Source organism: Ramlibacter sp. GS1-15 (assembly GCF_057785015.1).
In genome coordinates this window covers 772,637-787,991 of the sequence record NZ_JBYNTU010000001.1, presented here as the reverse complement: position 1 = coordinate 787,991, position 15,355 = coordinate 772,637, and the positions used below count along the sequence as shown (strand labels likewise).

Below are 15,355 nucleotides of genomic sequence, written 5' to 3'. Positions count from 1 at the left end.
CGGAAGTGCGGCATAACACCTGGACTTTGGTGTTATCCGTGACTCTAGAGGCGTGGCAGGCCGTGCCGACCGCGATGGTCCTCCGACCCCCGCCGGAGTGACGAATCGGGCCAGTTCGGACACGATACCTCCGCTCGCGTCAGGCGGCACCCGGCAGACGCGCCTTGTGACGGCAGACCCCGAGCCGCCGCGGCGCAAGCGCCGGTAGCGCGAAGCGCGCAAGCGTTTCCAATCTGACTCGCGGCCGTTGTTTGAGCGCAGCGATGGGTGGGGCTGTGGGGCCCCGCCCATCGCGCAGCGAGTTCGGCCGCGTTAGACGCGGCGGCGCAAGGGGGCTGCGAAATCCGCGCGATCAGCGCGGATCGTCACACCAGGACGGCTGCCGGGTGCCGCCTGACGCGAGCTGACCCGGAGGCGAAATCAGCACGAAAGAAAACTAAACGCCAGCGACCCCGGCCTGCGCCGGGGTGACAGTCAGTCCCAGGTGACGCCCGTCTTCGCGACGATCGGCGCCCACTTGCGCGATTCGAGGTAGATGAGCGCGGTGGCGGCCTCGACCGACGAGCCCGCCGCGTCGATTCCGAACTGGGCGAGCTTCTTGCGCACGTCGGCGTTGTTGATCGCTCGCACGAATTCGCGATTGAGCGCCGCGACTACGTCGGCGGGCACGCCGCGCGCCGTGAAGAGCGCGAAGAACGCCTTCACGTCGAACCCCGGCACGCCGGACTCGGCGATGGTGGGGACATCCGGCAGCAGCGCCGCGCGTTTTGCCGACGTGACGGCAACGGCGCGCAGCTTGCCCGCCCGGACGTGCTCGATCGCGCCCGGCAGGTTGGCCATCATCACGGGCACGCGCCCGCCCAGCACGTCCTGCAGCGCGGGCGCGTCGCCGCGGTACGGGATGTGGCGAATCTTGATCCCGAGGGCGTCGGCCATCATCTCGGCCGCCAGGTGCACCGAGGTGCCCGCGCCCGGCGAGGCGTAGGTCACGTCGTGCGACTTGGCGTACGCGACCAGTTCGCGCACGTTGTGCACCGGCACATCCGGGTGGACGGCGACGATGTTCGGCATGCTGCCGACCAGCGTGATCGGCTGCACGTCGCGTGCCACGTCGTAAGGCAGCTTCTTCGTGAGCAGCGGGTTGATGGCGAACGAGTTCATCGCCGTGATGCCCACGGTCGTGCCGTCGCGCGGCGCCTTGAGCACGAGGTCGACGCCGATGTTGCCGCCCGCGCCGGCACGGTTGTCCACCACGACGGACACGCCGCTCTGCTCCTGCAGCTTCTGCGCGATCAGGCGTCCCTGCACGTCGGTGGTGCCGCCCGGCGGGTACGGCACGACGAGGCGGATCGGCTTCCTGGGAAACGCGTCCTGCGCGAATGCCGGCAACGCGGCGGCGAGCGCGGCGGCGCCGAGCAGGTGGCGGCGGCGAAGCGGAAACTGCACGGAGCTCATGGGCTGCCTCGACTGGCGGGATGGAATGGCTTGCATCTTAACGGTGATCAGTTATGATGCCAATCGCGCCGCCTCGGTATTTACCCGAACCGATCCGACGCTCATCTTTACACCGATCAGATAAGTTCCTGGAGACACGACCATGTTCCAAAACGGCCTGCTGGCCGGCAAGCGCATCCTGGTGACGGGCGGCGGCTCGGGCCTGGGGCGCGAGATTGCCGCCCGCTATCTGGCGCTGGGCGCCCAGCTCTACATCTGCGGGCGCCGCGCTGTCGTGCTCGAGGAAACCGCGGCGCAACTGATGGCGGAGCACGGCGGCTCGGTCAAGACGCACGCCCTGGACATCCGCGATGCGGGCGCGGTGCAGCGCATGGTCGACGCCATCTGGGACGACGGCGGCCCGATCGACGGCCTGGTGAACAACGCGGCGGGCAACTTCATCAGCCGCACGCAGGATCTGTCGCCGCGCGGCTTCGACGCGGTCGCCAACATCGTGCTGCACGGCACGTTCTACGTCACGCAGGCCGTCGGCAAGCGCTGGATCGCGGACGGGCACCGCGGCTCGGTGGTCTCTATCGTGGTCACCTGGGTGCGCACCGGCGCGCCCTTCGTGGTGCCTTCGGCGATGTCGAAGGCCGGCATCGACGTGATGACGAAGTCGCTCGCCGTCGAGTGGGGGCGCTACGGCATCCGCCTGAACGCGATCGCGCCGGGCATCTTCCCCACCGAGGGCGCGAACAAGCGGCTCTCGCCCGCCGAGGAATGGAAGGACGGCGTGGTGCGCAACCCGATGAACCGGGTCGGCCGCATGAGCGAGCTGCAGAACCTGGCCGTGTTCCTGATGGCCGACGGCGTGGAGTGGCTCACGGGCGAGACGATCGCGATCGACGGCGCCGGCCACTACCAGAACGGCGCATCGTTCACCGAGCTCGCCGAACTCAGCGACGAACAGTGGGCCGCCATGCGCGAGGCGATCCGCCGGCACGACGGCGCCGACCGGGAGCAGCGGGCATGACCTTGCGCGTGGACGAATACGTTCGCGCGATCGCGCCCGGCGTCATCGCGCTGGTGGCGGAAGGCGGCGAGACGCTGACGTATGGCGAGCTCGACGCACGCATCAGCGATGAAGCGCGGCGCTTCGGCCAGCTCGGCGTCGGCGCGGGCGAACGCATCGTGCTCGTCGGCGAGAACACGATCGACATGGCGGTGGCCTTGCTCGGCGCGATCCGTGCCGGCGCGTGGGCCGTGCCGCTCAACGCACGCATGGCGCCCGGCGAGATCGATGCGATCTGCGCCCACTGCGAACCTCGCCTGAAGTACTTTTCGCCGGCCTCGCCCGACGCGCTCGCGCATGCCCGGCGCCACGACGCGCAGGGCGGCGGCAACGTCGCGCCCGAGCCCGACGCCGGAGATGTGGCACTCATGCTCTACACGTCGGGCAGCACCGGAACACCCAAGGGCGTGATGCTGACGCACGCGAACATGGAGTTCGTCACCGGCGCGTCGCTCGCGCAGCGCGTGCTCCTGCCCGGCGACCGCATCTTCCATGCGCTGCCCCTCTCGCATTCCTTCGGCCTGATCTCTGCGCTGCTGTGCGGGCTGCGCGCAGGCGCGACCTTCCATCTTGCGACGCGCTTCAGCGCGGGGAAGCTCGCGCACGCCATCCTGCACGAGGGCATCACCGTGTTCCAGGGCGTGCCCGCCATGTATGCACGGCTGGTCGAGTGGTCCGCTCAGCACGCCGTCGTGCTCACGCCGAACCGCTTGCGCATGGCGTATATCGGCGGCTCGCAGATCGACGCGACCAAGAAGGCGCAGACCGAGGCCCTGTTGGGCATTCGCCTGCACCATGGCTACGGCCTGACCGAATCGGCCCCGGCCGCGACCCGCACCTTCGGCCACCCGCCCCCATCCGACGTGACGGCCGGCTGGCCGATTCCCGGCATCGAGGTCGTGCTGCGCGATGAGGCGGGCCGGGACGTCGCGTCCGGCACCCGCGGCGAAGTCTGCATCCGCGGACCGAACGTGATGAAGGGCTACTTCCGCGATCCCGGGCAGACCCGCGCGGCCATCGACGCGCAAGGCTGGCTGCACACGGGCGATATCGGCGTGTTCAGCCCGGAGGGCGACCTGTCCATCGTCGGGCGCATCAAGGACATGATCATCCGCGGCGGCTTCAACGTGTACCCGGCGGAAGTCGAGGCCGCCATCGGCGCTTGGCCGGGTGTGGGCCAGTGCGCCGTGCTCGGGCGCGCGGTGGACGGCGACGAGGAAGTCGTCGCCTTCATCGAGCCGCAAGCCGCTGCGAAGATCGACCTGGCCGCCCTCGAACAGTTCCTGCGTGGCCGGCTCGCGCCGTACAAGATCCCCCATCGCTGGCACGTGATGGAGCACCTTCCGGCTTCGAGCACCGGCAAGCTGCTCAAGCCCGCGCTCAGGCAGTTGCTGGCCGCCGCGGGCGCCGAGGTCATCCGATGAGCGCCATCGATTGCCTGTTGCGCCCGCGCAGCGTCGCCATCGTCGGCGCCTCGAACGACATCAACAAGGTCGGCGGCCGCCCGCTGCACTACCTGCGCAAGCACGGCTTCGCCGGCGCGATTTTTCCGGTCAACCAGCGCGGCGGCCTGGTGCAAGGCGTCGAATCCTACGACTCCCTGCGCGCCTTGCCGCAGGCGCCCGACTGCGTGATCCTGTCGATGCCGGCCGCCGCGGCGCTCGAGCAGGTGCGCGAATGCGTGCGCGCCGGCGCGAAAGGCGCGGTGCTCTTTCCCTCCGGCTTCGCCGAGCTGGGCGCCGAGGGCCGCCAGGTGGAGCAGCATCTGGTCGACGAAGCGCGCGCGGCCGGCCTGCGCCTGCTCGGCCCCAACACGATAGGCTGCGCCAACTTCGCGTGCGGCGCGGTGCTGTCGTTCGCATCGATCTACCAGGACTTCGCGCCCCGGGACGGGCCGGTGGCGATCGTCTCGCAAAGCGGCGCCCTGGGCGCGTCGGCCTACGCCCTCCTGCGCGACAACGGCATCGGCGTGCGCTACGTCTGCGCCACCGGCAACCAGGCCGATATCGAGACCAGCGATCTGCTCGCCGCCGTCGTGGATGACGCCGAGGTGTGCGTCGTCCTGCTGTATCTCGAGGAAGTGCGCGACTTCGCCGCCCTGTCGGCAGCGCTCGCGCTGGCGAAGGCGCGCGGGGTGCACGTGCTCGTGCTCGCGGCGGCGCGCAGCGCGAGCGGCGCGCGCATGGCCGGCTGGCACACCGGTTCGGCGGGCATCGGCGACCCGCTCGCGCGCGTGTTCGAATCGCACGGATGCCGTCTCGTCTCCACCCTGCCGGAGCTGGCGGCCAGCGTGCCGCTGTACCTGGCCGAGGCGCCGCTGCGCACCGGCGCAACGCCCAATGTGGCCGTGGTCAGCAACAGCGGGGCATCCTGTGTGCTCGCCGCCGACGCCTGCGACGCGCACGGCCTGCCGCTGGCCCGCCTCGGCGAAGAAACTCGCGCGCAGCTCGACGCGCTGCTGCCTCCGTTCTCGCGCAGCCGCAACCCGGTCGACCTCACGGCGATGCTGCTCGCCGACAGCGCCCTCTTCGGGCGCAGCGTGTCGGCGGTGCTGGGCGATGCGGCGTGCGACGCCGTCGCGCTCAGCCTGCTCGCCATCGCGGGCACGGGTTACGACGTCGCCCGCTTCGCCTCCGACACCGCGCAGGCGCTGCGCGCGCAGCCGAAGCCGGCCGTCTTCAGCTCGCCGGACCCGCGCGTGCGCGCCGCCTTCGCCACGCAAGGCATCGCCGTCTTCAGCAGCGAAGCGCAGGCGATCGAGGCCCTCAAGGACCACCACGCGCATCGCGGCGCGTCGGCGTGATTCAGCGCGCGCGGCCCAACCCGCGCATGAAGATCTCGAAGATCGCCCGGGCGGTGCCGGCCGGGTCGCGGCGCAGCACGTAGGTCGGCGTGTTCTGCGGGCTGGTCATGATGTGCGCCAGGCCGTGGCACGCGGTCCACGCCGCCAGCGTCGCCTCGCGGCGGCGCTCCATCGATCCTTCGCTGGCCAGCAGGTAGTCGGCCACCGCGGTCTCCAGCACGCTGTACGAACGGATCGCCGCGTCATTGAGCTCGGGGAATGCCGACTTGTCCGGGATCTCCGGGCCGTGCATCAGCTGGAACAGCGCAGGGTGCGCCCGCGCGAACTCGACGTAGGCCAGCAGCACTGCCATCAGGCGCTCGGCGGGATCGCGCTGGCCTTTCAGTGCCTCCATGCGCACGTCGAACAGCATCCGGAACCCGAGCGCCGCGATCGCCGCCAGCAGGCCCGTCTTGCCCTCGAAGTGGTGCAGCGGCGCGGTCTGCGTCACGCCGATGCGCCGGGCAATCTCGCGCATCGTGAGCGCCGGCAGGCCTTCGGTCTCGAGAATGCGCAGGCCCTGCGACACGAGTTCCTCGCGCAGGTTGCCGTGGTGGTAGGAGTGCTTGGCGGGCGGGGCGGCCATCGGGGCATGTTAACAGTGGAAAGATGGCTGCCTCCCGTCAGGCGGTGCCCGGCAGCCACCCCCAACCGTCAAGAGCCCCAGCCGCCACCCAGCGCGCGGATCAGACCCACGGTCGCCTGATACTGGCTCGCCTTCACCTGCAAGGCCTGCCGCCGATTGCGCAACTCGCTGCGGCGCGCGTCGAGCAACTCGAGCTGGCTGTCCAGCCCGTTGCGGTAGCGCGATTCGGAAAGCTGCGTCGCACGCGCGGCGAAGTTCACGGCGCGGGTTTGCGCTTCCGATTGCTCGTCGAGCAGGCGCAGGGCCGAGAGCTGGTCCTCCACTTCCTTGAAGGCGACGAGCACCTGGCCGCGGTACGCGGCGGCGGCGCCCTCGAGTTGCGCTTGCGCGCTTTGCACGCCGGCCTCGCGCCGGCCGCCGTCGAAGATCGGCAGTGAGAGCAGCGCGCCGACGCTCCAGGCACGGGCGGACCACTTGAACAGGTCGCCTAGCTCGGGCGAGGCATAGCCGCCGTTCGCGGTGAGCGCGATGTTGGGGAACCACGCCGCCTTGGCGGAGCCCACGCGCGCCTGCGCGGCGAGGATCTCCGATTGCGCGGCCGAGACGTCGGGCCGGCGCGCCAGCACCGTCGCCGGAATGCCGGCGGGAATGCGCGGCAAGGCCGTGGTCCATTCGCGCTCGTCGAGCTTGAAGTTGGACGCGGGTTCACCGACCAATACCGCGAGCTCGTGTTCGAGCTCCGCGCGACGGCGGTCGAGCGCCAGCGCCTCCGATTGCGTGGCCGCGAGTTCCGTCTCCACGCGCGCGACGTCGAGCTCGGCGATGTCGCCGGCCTGGTGGCGGCGCTGCGTGAGGTTCAACGTGCCTTCGTAGGCGGCGACGGTGTCGCGCATGATCGCGCGCTCGGCGTCGGTGGCACGCAGCGCCAGATAGGTCTGCGCCGTCTCAGCCTGCACCAGCAGGCGCGTGCTTTGCAAGAGCGCCGCGCTCGCCTGCGCATCGAGCGAGGCGGCGGAGCTGGCCTTCGCGAGTCGCCCGAACAGGTCGACCTCGTAGGAGAGGCTGGCGCCCGCCTGCGTCATCGTGGCGGGCGTCATGCCGTTGGCCGTGTTCAGCCCCGCCTGGCGTGCGGCGCCGGCGCCGACGCCGAGCTGCGGATAACGGTCGGCGTCGACGCTGCGCGCGATCGCGCGCGCCCGCACCAGGCGTGCGGCGGCCTCGCGGATCGTCGTGTTGGAGGCGCCGGCGCGCTCCACCAGCGCGTCGAGCTCGGCGTCGTTGAACGACTTCCACCAGGTGCCGCGGTCCTGCACTTCCGCGGGCCTGGACGCGACCCAGCGCTCGGCCTGCTCGTGGAACTTCTCCGGCACGGGCGGCTGTTCGGGCGCATCCGGGACGGACGCGCAGCCCGCCAGCACCAGCGCCGCCAGCAGCACCGAAGGGGCAAAGGGAATCTTCTTGTTCATCATTCGTGATCTTTCAGGGGCGCGGCGGGCACGACGCGCGCGTTGGCGCCGCCGCCGAAATCGGCGTGGGCAAAGCCTTCGAGGTGCGGCACCTGGCCGTGCAGCTTGAGCGGGCGGTTGCCGGTGAGCTTGCGCAGCGCGACGTAGAAGACGGGCGTGAGGAACAGGCCGAAGGCCGTCACGCCGATCATCCCGGCGAACACCGCCACGCCCATGGCACGGCGCATCTCCGAGCCGGCGCCCGTGCTCAGCACCAGCGGCAGCACGCCCATCACGAAGGCCATCGACGTCATCAGGATCGGGCGCAGCCGCAGCCGGGCGGCTTCCACCGCGGCCTGCAGCGGCGCGCGGCCGGCGAACTCGAGCTCGCGCGCGAACTCCACGATCAGGATCGCGTTCTTCGCCGAGAGCCCGACCAGCACCATCAGGCCGATCTGCGTGAAGACGTTGTCGTCGCCGCGCGAGACCCACACGCCCAGCATCGCGGCGAAGATGCCCATGGGCACGATCAGGATGATCGACAGCGGCAGCGCCAGGCTCTCGTACTGCGCGGCGAGCACCAGGAACACCAGCAGGATCGCCAGCGGGAACACCCACACCGCGGAGTTGCCCGCCAGGATCTCCTGGTAGGTGAGCTCGGTCCACTCGTAGCTGATGCCGGCGGGCAGCGTCTCGGCGGCGATGCGCTTGACGGCGTCCTGCGCCTGGCCCGACGAGTAGCCGGGTGCCGGGCCGCCGTTGATGTCGGCCGAGAGATAGCCGTTGTAACGCATGGCGCGTTCCGGACCGAAGCTCGGGTTCACCTTCATCAGCGCCGACAGCGGCACCATCTCGCCCGAAGCCGAGCGCACCTTCAGCTGCCCGATGTCCCCGGGGCGCGCGCGGTACTGCGCATCCGCCTGCACCCGCACGGAGTACGTGCGGCCGAACTTGTTGAAGTCGTTGACGTACACGCTGCCGAGATACGTCTGCATCGTGTCGAACACGTCCGTGACGGACACGCCGAGCTGGCGGGCCTTCGTGCGATCGATGTCGGCATAGAGCTGCGGCACGTTCAGCTGGAAGCTGGAGAACAGGCCCGCGAGTTCCGGCGTCTGGTAGGCCTTGGTCATGAAGGCCTTCAGCGCGCCGTCCAGGGCCTCGTAGCCGAGCGAGCCGCGGTCTTCCAGCTGCAGCTTGAAGCCGCCGGTCGTGCCCAGGCCTTGCACCGGCGGGGGCGGGAACATGATCACGAAGGCGTCCTGGATCTGGCCGTACTTCGCGTTGAGCTGGCCGGCGATCGCGCCCGCGCTCAGGTCGGCACTGCGCCGCTCCTCGAAAGGCTTCAAGGTCGCGAACACGATGCCCGCGTTCGAGCTGTTGGTGAAGCCGTTGATCGACAGGCCCGGGAAGGCCACCGCGTGCTCGATGCCCGGCTGCTTCAGCGTGATGTCGCTCATGCGGCGGATCACGTCTTCCGTGCGGTCGAGCGTGGCGCCGTCGGGCAGCTGCGCGAAGCCGATCAGGTACTGCTTGTCTTGCGCCGGCACGAAGCCGTGCGGCACCAGCTTGAACAGGCCCAGGGTCGCCAGCGCCACGGCGGCGTACACGCCCAGCATCATGCCCTTGCGCGAGACCGCGCGCGTGACGCCCTGCGTGTAGCGCACGCCGGCGCGCCCGAAGCGGTCGTTGAACCAGGCGAAGAAGCCGCCGAACCAGCGGTCCATCCAGCGCGTGAGCGCGTCCTTGGGCTCGTCGTGGCCCTTGAGCAGCAGCGCGGCCAGCGCGGGCGACAGCGTGAGCGAATTGATCGCCGAGATGACCGTGGACATCGCGATCGTCAGCGCGAACTGGCGGTAGAACTGGCCCGTCAGGCCGCTGATGAAGGCCAGCGGCACGAACACGGCGATCAGCACCAGCGCGATCGCGATGATCGGCCCGGACACCTCGCGCATGGCGCGGTAGGTGGCGTCGCGCGGACTCAGGCCCCCTTCGATGTTGCGCTCGACGTTCTCCACCACCACGATGGCGTCGTCCACCACGATGCCGATGGCCAGCACCAGGCCGAACAGGCTCAGCGCGTTGATCGAGAAGCCGAAGACGTGCATCACCCCGAAGGTGCCCACCACCGAGATCGGCACGGCCAGCAGCGGGATGATGGACGCACGCCAGGTCTGCAGGAACAGGATCACCACCAGCACCACCAGCGCGATGGCTTCCAGCAGCGTGTGGACCACCGACTCGATCGACGAGCGCACGAACTGCGTCGGGTCGTAGACGATGTCGTACTGCACGCCTTCGGGCATGGAGGCGTTCAGGTCCTTCATCGCCGCGCGCACGCCGTCGGAGATGGCCAGGGCGTTCGATCCGGGCGCGGCGAAGACGCCGATGCCCACCGCTTCCTTGTTGTCCAGCAGGGAGCGCAGCGAATAGCCCGCCGCCCCGAGCTCGATGCGCGCCACGTCGCGCAGGCGCGTGACGGCGCCGTCGGGCGCGGTCTTGACGATGATGTCGCCGAACTCCTCTTCGTTCTGCAGGCGGCCCTGCGCGTTGATCGACAGCTGCAGGTCGACGTCCTTGGCGTTCGGCGATGCGCCCACCACACCGGCGGCGGCCTGCACGTTCTGCTCGCGGATCGCACGGGTCACGTCGCCGGCCGAGAGGCCGCGCTGCGCGACCTTCTGCGGGTCGAGCCACACGCGCATGGCGTAGTCGCCGGCGCCGAAGATCTGCACGTCGCCCACGCCTTGCACGCGCGTCAAGCGGTCCTTGACGTTCAGCAGCGCGTAGTTGCGCAGGTACGTCATGTCGTAGCGGTTGTTGGGCGACAGCAGGTGCACCACGATCGTGATGTCGCTGGACGCCTTCACCGTGGACAGGCCCAGCCGCCGCACTTCCTCGGGCAGGCGCGCCTCGGCCTGCGCCACGCGGTTCTGCACCAGCTGCTGCGCCTTGTCCGGGTCGGTGCCGAGCTTGAAGGTGACGTTGAGCGTCATCAGGCCGTCGGTAGTGGCCTGGCTGCTCATGTAGAGCATGCCTTCGACGCCGTTGATCGCTTCTTCCAGCGGCGTGGCCACGGTTTCGGCGATCACCTTGGGGTTCGCGCCCGGGTAGTTGGCGCGCACGACGATGGACGGCGGCACCACCTCGGGGTATTCCGAGATCGGCAGCCCACGCACCGCGATCAGGCCCGCGATGAAGATGAGCAGCGAGATCACGCCGGCGAAGATCGGCCGGTCGATGAAGAATTTCGAGAGATTCATTGTTGTGCGACCTTGGTCGAAGGCGAGGTCCTGGCGTTCATTTCCACGAGCTGCGGGATCACGGGCACGCCGGGGCGCACGCGCTGCAGGCCGTTGACGACGATGCGGTCGCCGCTCTTCAGGCCCGACTTCACGACGCGCATCCCGTCGGCGCTGGCGCCCAGCTGGATCTCGCGGTACTCGGTCTTGTTGTCGGGCCCCACCACCCAGACGAACTTCTTGTTCTGGTCGGTGCCGATGGCGCGCTCGTTCACCAGCAGCGCGCGCGTGGCTTGCGGCTGGCCCATGCGGATGCGCGCGAACTGGCCGGGGATCAGGGTGCCGTCCTTGTTGTCGAAGGCCGCGCGCACGCGGATCGTGCCGCTCTTGACGTCGACCTGGTTGTCGATCAACTGCAGCTGGCCCTGAAAGGGCGTCTCGTCGCTGGCGGACGTGCCCATGCGCACGGGGATGCGGCCGATCAGCGTGCGGGCGCTGGAGCCGCCGGGCAGGTTGCCGAGGGCGCGCACGACCACCTGTTCGTCGGTGTCGAAGCTGGCGTAGATCGGGCTCACGGAAACGAGCGTCGTCAGCACCGGCGCGCCGGGGCCGGCGGCCACCAGGTTGCCCGTGGTGATCTCGAGCTTGCCCACGCGTCCGTTGATCGGCGCGCGCACCTGCGTGTAGCCCAGGTTCAACTTCGCCTGCTCGAGCTGCGCCTGCGCGGCGCGCAGGTTGGCGTCGGCCTCGCGCATGCCGTTCAGGCGGTCGTCGTACTCGCGCTGCGAGATGGCCTTGTCGTCCAGCAGCCGCTGGGCGCGCGCGTGGTCGCTTTGCGCGTGCGTGGCGCGCGCCTGCGCGGCGGCCACCTGCGCCTCGGCCCGCGCGACTTCCGCGGCATACGGCGCCGGGTCGATCGTGATCAGCAGGTCGCCCTTCTTCACCAGCATGCCTTCGCGGAAATGCGCCGCCTGCACCTGGCCGGCCACGCGCGAGCGCACCTCGACGCGCTCGACGGCTTCGAGGCGCCCGGAGAACTCGTCCCACAGCGTCACCTCCCGCTCCTGCACGGCCGCGACGGAGACGGGCACGGCCTGCGGCTGCTGGTTGGCCGTGGCCTGCGCCTTCGGCCCCGCGAGGCCGACGACGGCCGCAGCGATCGCGCCGATCGTGGTGAGCACGCCGACCGAGGCCCACAGGCGCCGGTCGCGGGGAAGCTTCTTGTTGTTGTCGGTGGTCATGGTTTCTTCCTTTTCGAGAAAAACGGGTCCTCCCCGATGCGGTCACCGGGTGCGAAGGTGGGTGGAGCGGCTCGTGGCCGCCTACGGACAATGACGGTCGAAGCGCCGCGTTTTCGACAGGAGCCTCAAGTCGGCGGTGGTGTCGCGGGGTAAAAGAACGAGCGCAGGTGTTCGCGCACCGCCGTGGCGCACGGACATTCCGCGGGCGGCGGCTCGGTCAGCGATTCAGGCCAGCCGGTGGTGTCGGGCAGCACGTCGGTGGTGACGGGGATGCCGGCGTCGCGCAGTCGTGCGGCGTAAGCGACCGCTTCGTCGCGCATCGGGTCGTCGTGGCCGCTGAGCACCAGCGCGGGCGGCAGGCCCACCAGACGCGTCGCCTTGCCGGGCACGGCGTAGGGATGCTCGGCATCCATGGGGCCGCGCAGGTACTGCTGCCAGCCTTCGGCCCATTTGCAGCCGGTGGCGCATTCCATCGATTCGCGCAGCGACGCCGTGCCCACGCACGGATCGAGCATGGGCGCGACGAGGATCTGGCCCGCGAGCGGCGGATGCGCACGGTCGCGGGCGATCAGCGCGATCGCCGCCGCGAGATTGCCGCCGGCCTCGTCACCCGCGAGGTAAACGCGCGCGCCCTGCCCCGCGAGCTTGGTGCGCTGCTTGTAGGTCCACTCCAGTGCGGCATAACCGGCCTCCACCGCTTCGGGGAAGCGATGCTCGGGCGCGAGCGGATACGCGACCGACACCACGACGGCGCCCGCCTCGACCAAAAGCCTTGCCATGCATTCGCCGCTGTCGAGATCGCCACTCACGAAGGCGCCGCCGTGGAAATGCACCACCAGCGGCGTGGCCGCACCAGCGCGGCGCTTGCCGTGGATGCGCGCACGCACCGGCGCGCCACCCTTGAATTCGATCAGGGTGTCGGCAATGGAGGGCTCTGCGCGGACTGGCATGCGTGGAATATAGGCACGCGTCGCATGCGGATAAAGGGCCCAGCTGCCAGTTCTCTGTTTCCATTCCGGGAACAATCGCGCCCATGGACCAGATTCAGTCGATGCGCGTGTTCGCCCGCGTGGTCGAAGCCGGCAGCTTCACGAAAGCCGCGGCTTCGCTCGCGTTGCCCAAGGGCACGGTGACCAAGCTCGTGCAGCGCCTGGAGGAGCGCCTGCGCGTGAAGCTGCTCAACCGGACCACGCGGCGCGTGACGGTCACGCCCGAAGGCGCCGCCTATTACGAGCGCACCTCGCGCGTGCTGAACGACCTGGACGACATCGAGGCCAGCATGACCAACGCGCAAGCCAGCCCGAGCGGGCAGCTGCGCATCGACATCGGCTCGAGCATCGCGCGCCTCATCGTCATCCCGGCCCTGCCCGATTTCTTCGCGCGCTATCCGGACATCCAGCTGGCGCTGGGCGTGGGCGACCGGCCGGTGGACCTGGTCGGCGAGAACGTCGATTGCGTGATCCGCGGCGGCACCATCACCGAGCAGACGCTGGTCGCGCGCCGCATCGCCAACATCGAACTCGTCACCGTGGCCACGCCCGCCTACCTCGCACGTCATGGCACGCCCGCGCACCCGCAGGAGATCGAGGACAAGCACACGATGATCGCCTTCGTGTCGCCCCGCACCGGCCAGCTGTTCCCCGAGATCTTCGAGAACGGCGGCGAGCGCGTCGAGTTCATGGCGGCCCGGCGCGTGACGGTGAACGACGGCAACGCGCACCTCGCCGCGACGCTGGCGGGCCTGGGCATCGCGCAGACGGCGCGCTTCGCCGCGCAGCCGCACCTCGAAAGCGGCGAGCTCGTGCAACTGCTGCCCGGGTGGAAGCACCCGCCCGTGCCGCTGCACGTGGTCTACCCGCCCAACCGGCACCTGAGCGCCAAGACGCGCGCCTTCGTGGACTGGGCGGCCGAGCTGTTCGGCAAGCACCCGCATATCTGACTGAGCGTTGAGCGTGGGCGATTGTCCCGCGCGGCGGGACGGCATGTCGCGCGCAGACGGCTTTTTCCCGCTCGGTGTCCTGCGTAGAGTGACGGTGATCGTTCAACCCTCCTGATCACCACACCATGAATACGACCGCGACCCGCTCTTTTCCCGCATGGCTGCCCCTGGCCAGCCGCCTCCTTCTTGCCGCGATCTTCATCGCCAGCGGCTTGGGCAAGCTGGCCGAGCCCGCCGCGACGCAGGCCTACATCGCCTCCGTCGGCGCGCCGCTGCCGCTGGCCGCCTATGCGGTCGCCGTCCTCGTCGAGCTGGGCGGCGGCGTGATGCTGCTCCTGGGCTATCGCACGCGCCTGGCGGCGCTGGTGCTCGCCGCCTTCACGGTCGTGGCCGGCGTCCTCTTCCACAACAACTTCGCCGACCAGATCCAGATGATCATGTTCATGAAGAACCTGGCGATCGCTGGCGGCCTGCTGCACGTGGTGGCCTTCGGCGCGGGTGGATTCAGCGTCGACCAGCGCCGGACCGTGCCCACGCGGGTGCGTACCGCATGAGAGGTCGCGCATCATGAACGCCGTATTGCGCACACGCGAAGAGCGGCAGGCCCTCGAGGATGTCGAGCGCGCCGTCGTCCACGCCACCCGCGGGCGGCAGCACGGGCCGATCGTGCGGCTCGTGAGCCCCTCGGACCTGGGCGAAGCGCTCAAGCCCTTCGTGTTCCTCGACCGCTTCGAGATCGAGCCGTCCGCCGCGCCGATGTTCGGCCTGCATCCGCACTCGGGCATCGCCACGCTCACGCTGTTGCTCCAGGGGCAGCTCGCCTACGAGGACACGATCGGCCAGGCGGGCGTGCTGGAGGCCGGCGGCCTCGAATGGATGCGCGCCTCCGGCGGCGCCTGGCACACCGGCCACCTGGTCGGCACGCAGCCGGGCCGAGGCCTGCAGCTGTGGATGGCGATGCCGCCGCGCTTCGAGAATGCACCGCCCGAAGCGCAATACGTCGCTTCCGCCGATGTGCCGCGCGTGGGGCCGGCACGCGTGCTGCTTGGCCGCTACGGCGGCGCATTCAGCCCGATCGCATCGCCGGGTTCGGCCGTGTACCTGTACGTCGAACTGAAGAAGGGCCAGCGCTGGACGTTCACCCCGACGCCCGGCCACACGGTGGCGTGGGCCTACGGCTTCGACGGATCGGTGCGCGCCTCGGGCCACGCGCTCGCGCGGACGCTGGCCGTCTTCCAGGAATGCGATGCGCCGATCGATTTCGTCGCCGAGTCCGACACCGGCTTCGTCGTCGGCTCCGCCGTGAAACACCCTTACCCGCTGGTGCTCGGTGCGTATTCCGTGCACACCAGTCCCGAGGCGCTGGCCACCGGCGAGGCCGGGATCGCGCGCATCGGCGAGCAGCTGCGGGCCGAAGGCCGCATCTGATCCGGTAGCACGATTTCCTGGAGGTGTCCATCACGCGGACTCGCGATAGCATCTTGTTACTTGTGTAACTACGCTTGCCCCGCCGATGCAGTATCGGTTTCCAAACCGGAGAGAGGGATCCAT

General features: G+C 69.8%; 12 protein-coding genes. 6 read left to right on the top strand and 6 right to left on the bottom strand.

All coding sequences use genetic code 11. The features are described 5' to 3' along the window. Positions 1 to 474: 474 nt before the first annotated feature. A complete protein-coding gene (locus AC3EF3_RS03885) occupies positions 475 to 1,455 on the bottom strand; it encodes a Bug family tripartite tricarboxylate transporter substrate binding protein (protein ID WP_488530839.1) in 981 nt (326 codons plus the stop codon). A 142-nt stretch (positions 1,456 to 1,597) separates the two neighbouring features. Between AC3EF3_RS03885 and AC3EF3_RS03880 the strand changes: the two genes are divergently transcribed. From AC3EF3_RS03880 to AC3EF3_RS03870, 3 genes are read left to right on the top strand one after another with little or no spacing between them, the layout of a single operon-like run. After that, positions 1,598 to 2,470 (top strand): SDR family oxidoreductase, encoded by an 873-nt coding sequence (locus AC3EF3_RS03880; RefSeq protein WP_488530838.1) that lies wholly within the window; start codon positions 1,598 to 1,600, stop codon positions 2,468 to 2,470. Beyond that, positions 2,467 to 3,933: a class I adenylate-forming enzyme family protein gene (locus tag AC3EF3_RS03875; protein ID WP_488530837.1), complete on the top strand. Its 1,467-nt coding sequence runs from the start codon at positions 2,467 to 2,469 to the stop codon at positions 3,931 to 3,933. The genes AC3EF3_RS03880 and AC3EF3_RS03875 overlap by 4 nt, the downstream gene beginning before the upstream one ends. After that, positions 3,930 to 5,312: a CoA-binding protein gene (locus AC3EF3_RS03870; protein ID WP_488530836.1), complete on the top strand. Its 1,383-nt coding sequence runs from the start codon at positions 3,930 to 3,932 to the stop codon at positions 5,310 to 5,312. The genes AC3EF3_RS03875 and AC3EF3_RS03870 overlap by 4 nt, the downstream gene beginning before the upstream one ends. Before the next feature lies 1 nt (position 5,313). On the opposite strand, the gene AC3EF3_RS03865 is transcribed toward AC3EF3_RS03870, so the two are convergent. The 5 genes from AC3EF3_RS03865 to AC3EF3_RS03845 all read right to left on the bottom strand — a co-directional run bounded on the left by AC3EF3_RS03865 (position 5,314) and on the right by AC3EF3_RS03845 (position 12,815). Further along, on the bottom strand, positions 5,314 to 5,937 hold the full coding sequence (locus AC3EF3_RS03865; protein ID WP_488530835.1) for a TetR/AcrR family transcriptional regulator: 624 nt from the start codon (positions 5,935 to 5,937) through the stop codon (positions 5,314 to 5,316). 68 nt (positions 5,938 to 6,005) lie between these two features. Beyond that, positions 6,006 to 7,406: an efflux transporter outer membrane subunit gene (locus AC3EF3_RS03860; RefSeq protein WP_488530834.1), complete on the bottom strand. Its 1,401-nt coding sequence runs from the start codon at positions 7,404 to 7,406 to the stop codon at positions 6,006 to 6,008. Beyond that, positions 7,403 to 10,645, bottom strand: coding sequence for an efflux RND transporter permease subunit (locus AC3EF3_RS03855; RefSeq protein WP_488530833.1), 3,243 nt, complete (start codon positions 10,643 to 10,645; stop codon positions 7,403 to 7,405). Before AC3EF3_RS03855 ends, AC3EF3_RS03860 begins: the two co-directional genes overlap by 4 nt. After that, positions 10,642 to 11,865, bottom strand: coding sequence for an efflux RND transporter periplasmic adaptor subunit (locus AC3EF3_RS03850; RefSeq protein ID WP_488530832.1), 1,224 nt, complete (start codon positions 11,863 to 11,865; stop codon positions 10,642 to 10,644). Before AC3EF3_RS03850 ends, AC3EF3_RS03855 begins: the two co-directional genes overlap by 4 nt. 125 nt (positions 11,866 to 11,990) lie before the next feature. After that, positions 11,991 to 12,815 carry an alpha/beta hydrolase gene (locus AC3EF3_RS03845; protein WP_488530831.1) on the bottom strand — a complete coding sequence of 275 codons (825 nt, stop codon included), beginning with the start codon at positions 12,813 to 12,815 and terminating at the stop codon, positions 11,991 to 11,993. 83 nt (positions 12,816 to 12,898) lie between these two features. On the opposite strand from AC3EF3_RS03845, the gene AC3EF3_RS03840 reads away from it, so the two are divergent. The 3 genes from AC3EF3_RS03840 (at position 12,899) to AC3EF3_RS03830 (ending at position 15,232) form a co-directional block, all read left to right on the top strand. Then, complete coding sequence (locus AC3EF3_RS03840; protein ID WP_488530830.1) at positions 12,899 to 13,804, top strand: LysR family transcriptional regulator; 906 nt, start codon at positions 12,899 to 12,901, stop codon at positions 13,802 to 13,804. Positions 13,805 to 13,929: 125 nt separating this feature from the next. Next, complete coding sequence (locus AC3EF3_RS03835) at positions 13,930 to 14,358, top strand: DoxX family protein (protein WP_488530829.1); 429 nt, start codon at positions 13,930 to 13,932, stop codon at positions 14,356 to 14,358. A gap of 13 nt (positions 14,359 to 14,371) precedes the next feature. After that, positions 14,372 to 15,232, top strand: a complete 861-nt coding sequence (locus tag AC3EF3_RS03830; RefSeq protein ID WP_488530828.1) for a pirin family protein — start codon at positions 14,372 to 14,374, stop codon at positions 15,230 to 15,232. Positions 15,233 to 15,355: the final 123 nt, after the last annotated feature.

Coding starts and splice junctions, on each gene's coding strand:
- AC3EF3_RS03845 (WP_488530831.1), bottom strand. CDS start 12,815: ATGCCAGTCCGCGCAGAGCCCTCCATTGCCGACACCCTGATCGAATTC.
- AC3EF3_RS03865 (WP_488530835.1), bottom strand. CDS start 5,937: ATGGCCGCCCCGCCCGCCAAGCACTCCTACCACCACGGCAACCTGCGC.
- AC3EF3_RS03870 (WP_488530836.1), top strand. CDS start 3,930: ATGAGCGCCATCGATTGCCTGTTGCGCCCGCGCAGCGTCGCCATCGTC.
- AC3EF3_RS03850 (WP_488530832.1), bottom strand. CDS start 11,865: ATGACCACCGACAACAACAAGAAGCTTCCCCGCGACCGGCGCCTGTGG.
- AC3EF3_RS03880 (WP_488530838.1), top strand. CDS start 1,598: ATGTTCCAAAACGGCCTGCTGGCCGGCAAGCGCATCCTGGTGACGGGC.
- AC3EF3_RS03860 (WP_488530834.1), bottom strand. CDS start 7,406: ATGATGAACAAGAAGATTCCCTTTGCCCCTTCGGTGCTGCTGGCGGCG.
- AC3EF3_RS03855 (WP_488530833.1), bottom strand. CDS start 10,645: ATGAATCTCTCGAAATTCTTCATCGACCGGCCGATCTTCGCCGGCGTG.
- AC3EF3_RS03885 (WP_488530839.1), bottom strand. CDS start 1,455: ATGAGCTCCGTGCAGTTTCCGCTTCGCCGCCGCCACCTGCTCGGCGCC.
- AC3EF3_RS03830 (WP_488530828.1), top strand. CDS start 14,372: ATGAACGCCGTATTGCGCACACGCGAAGAGCGGCAGGCCCTCGAGGAT.
- AC3EF3_RS03875 (WP_488530837.1), top strand. CDS start 2,467: ATGACCTTGCGCGTGGACGAATACGTTCGCGCGATCGCGCCCGGCGTC.
- AC3EF3_RS03840 (WP_488530830.1), top strand. CDS start 12,899: ATGGACCAGATTCAGTCGATGCGCGTGTTCGCCCGCGTGGTCGAAGCC.
- AC3EF3_RS03835 (WP_488530829.1), top strand. CDS start 13,930: ATGAATACGACCGCGACCCGCTCTTTTCCCGCATGGCTGCCCCTGGCC.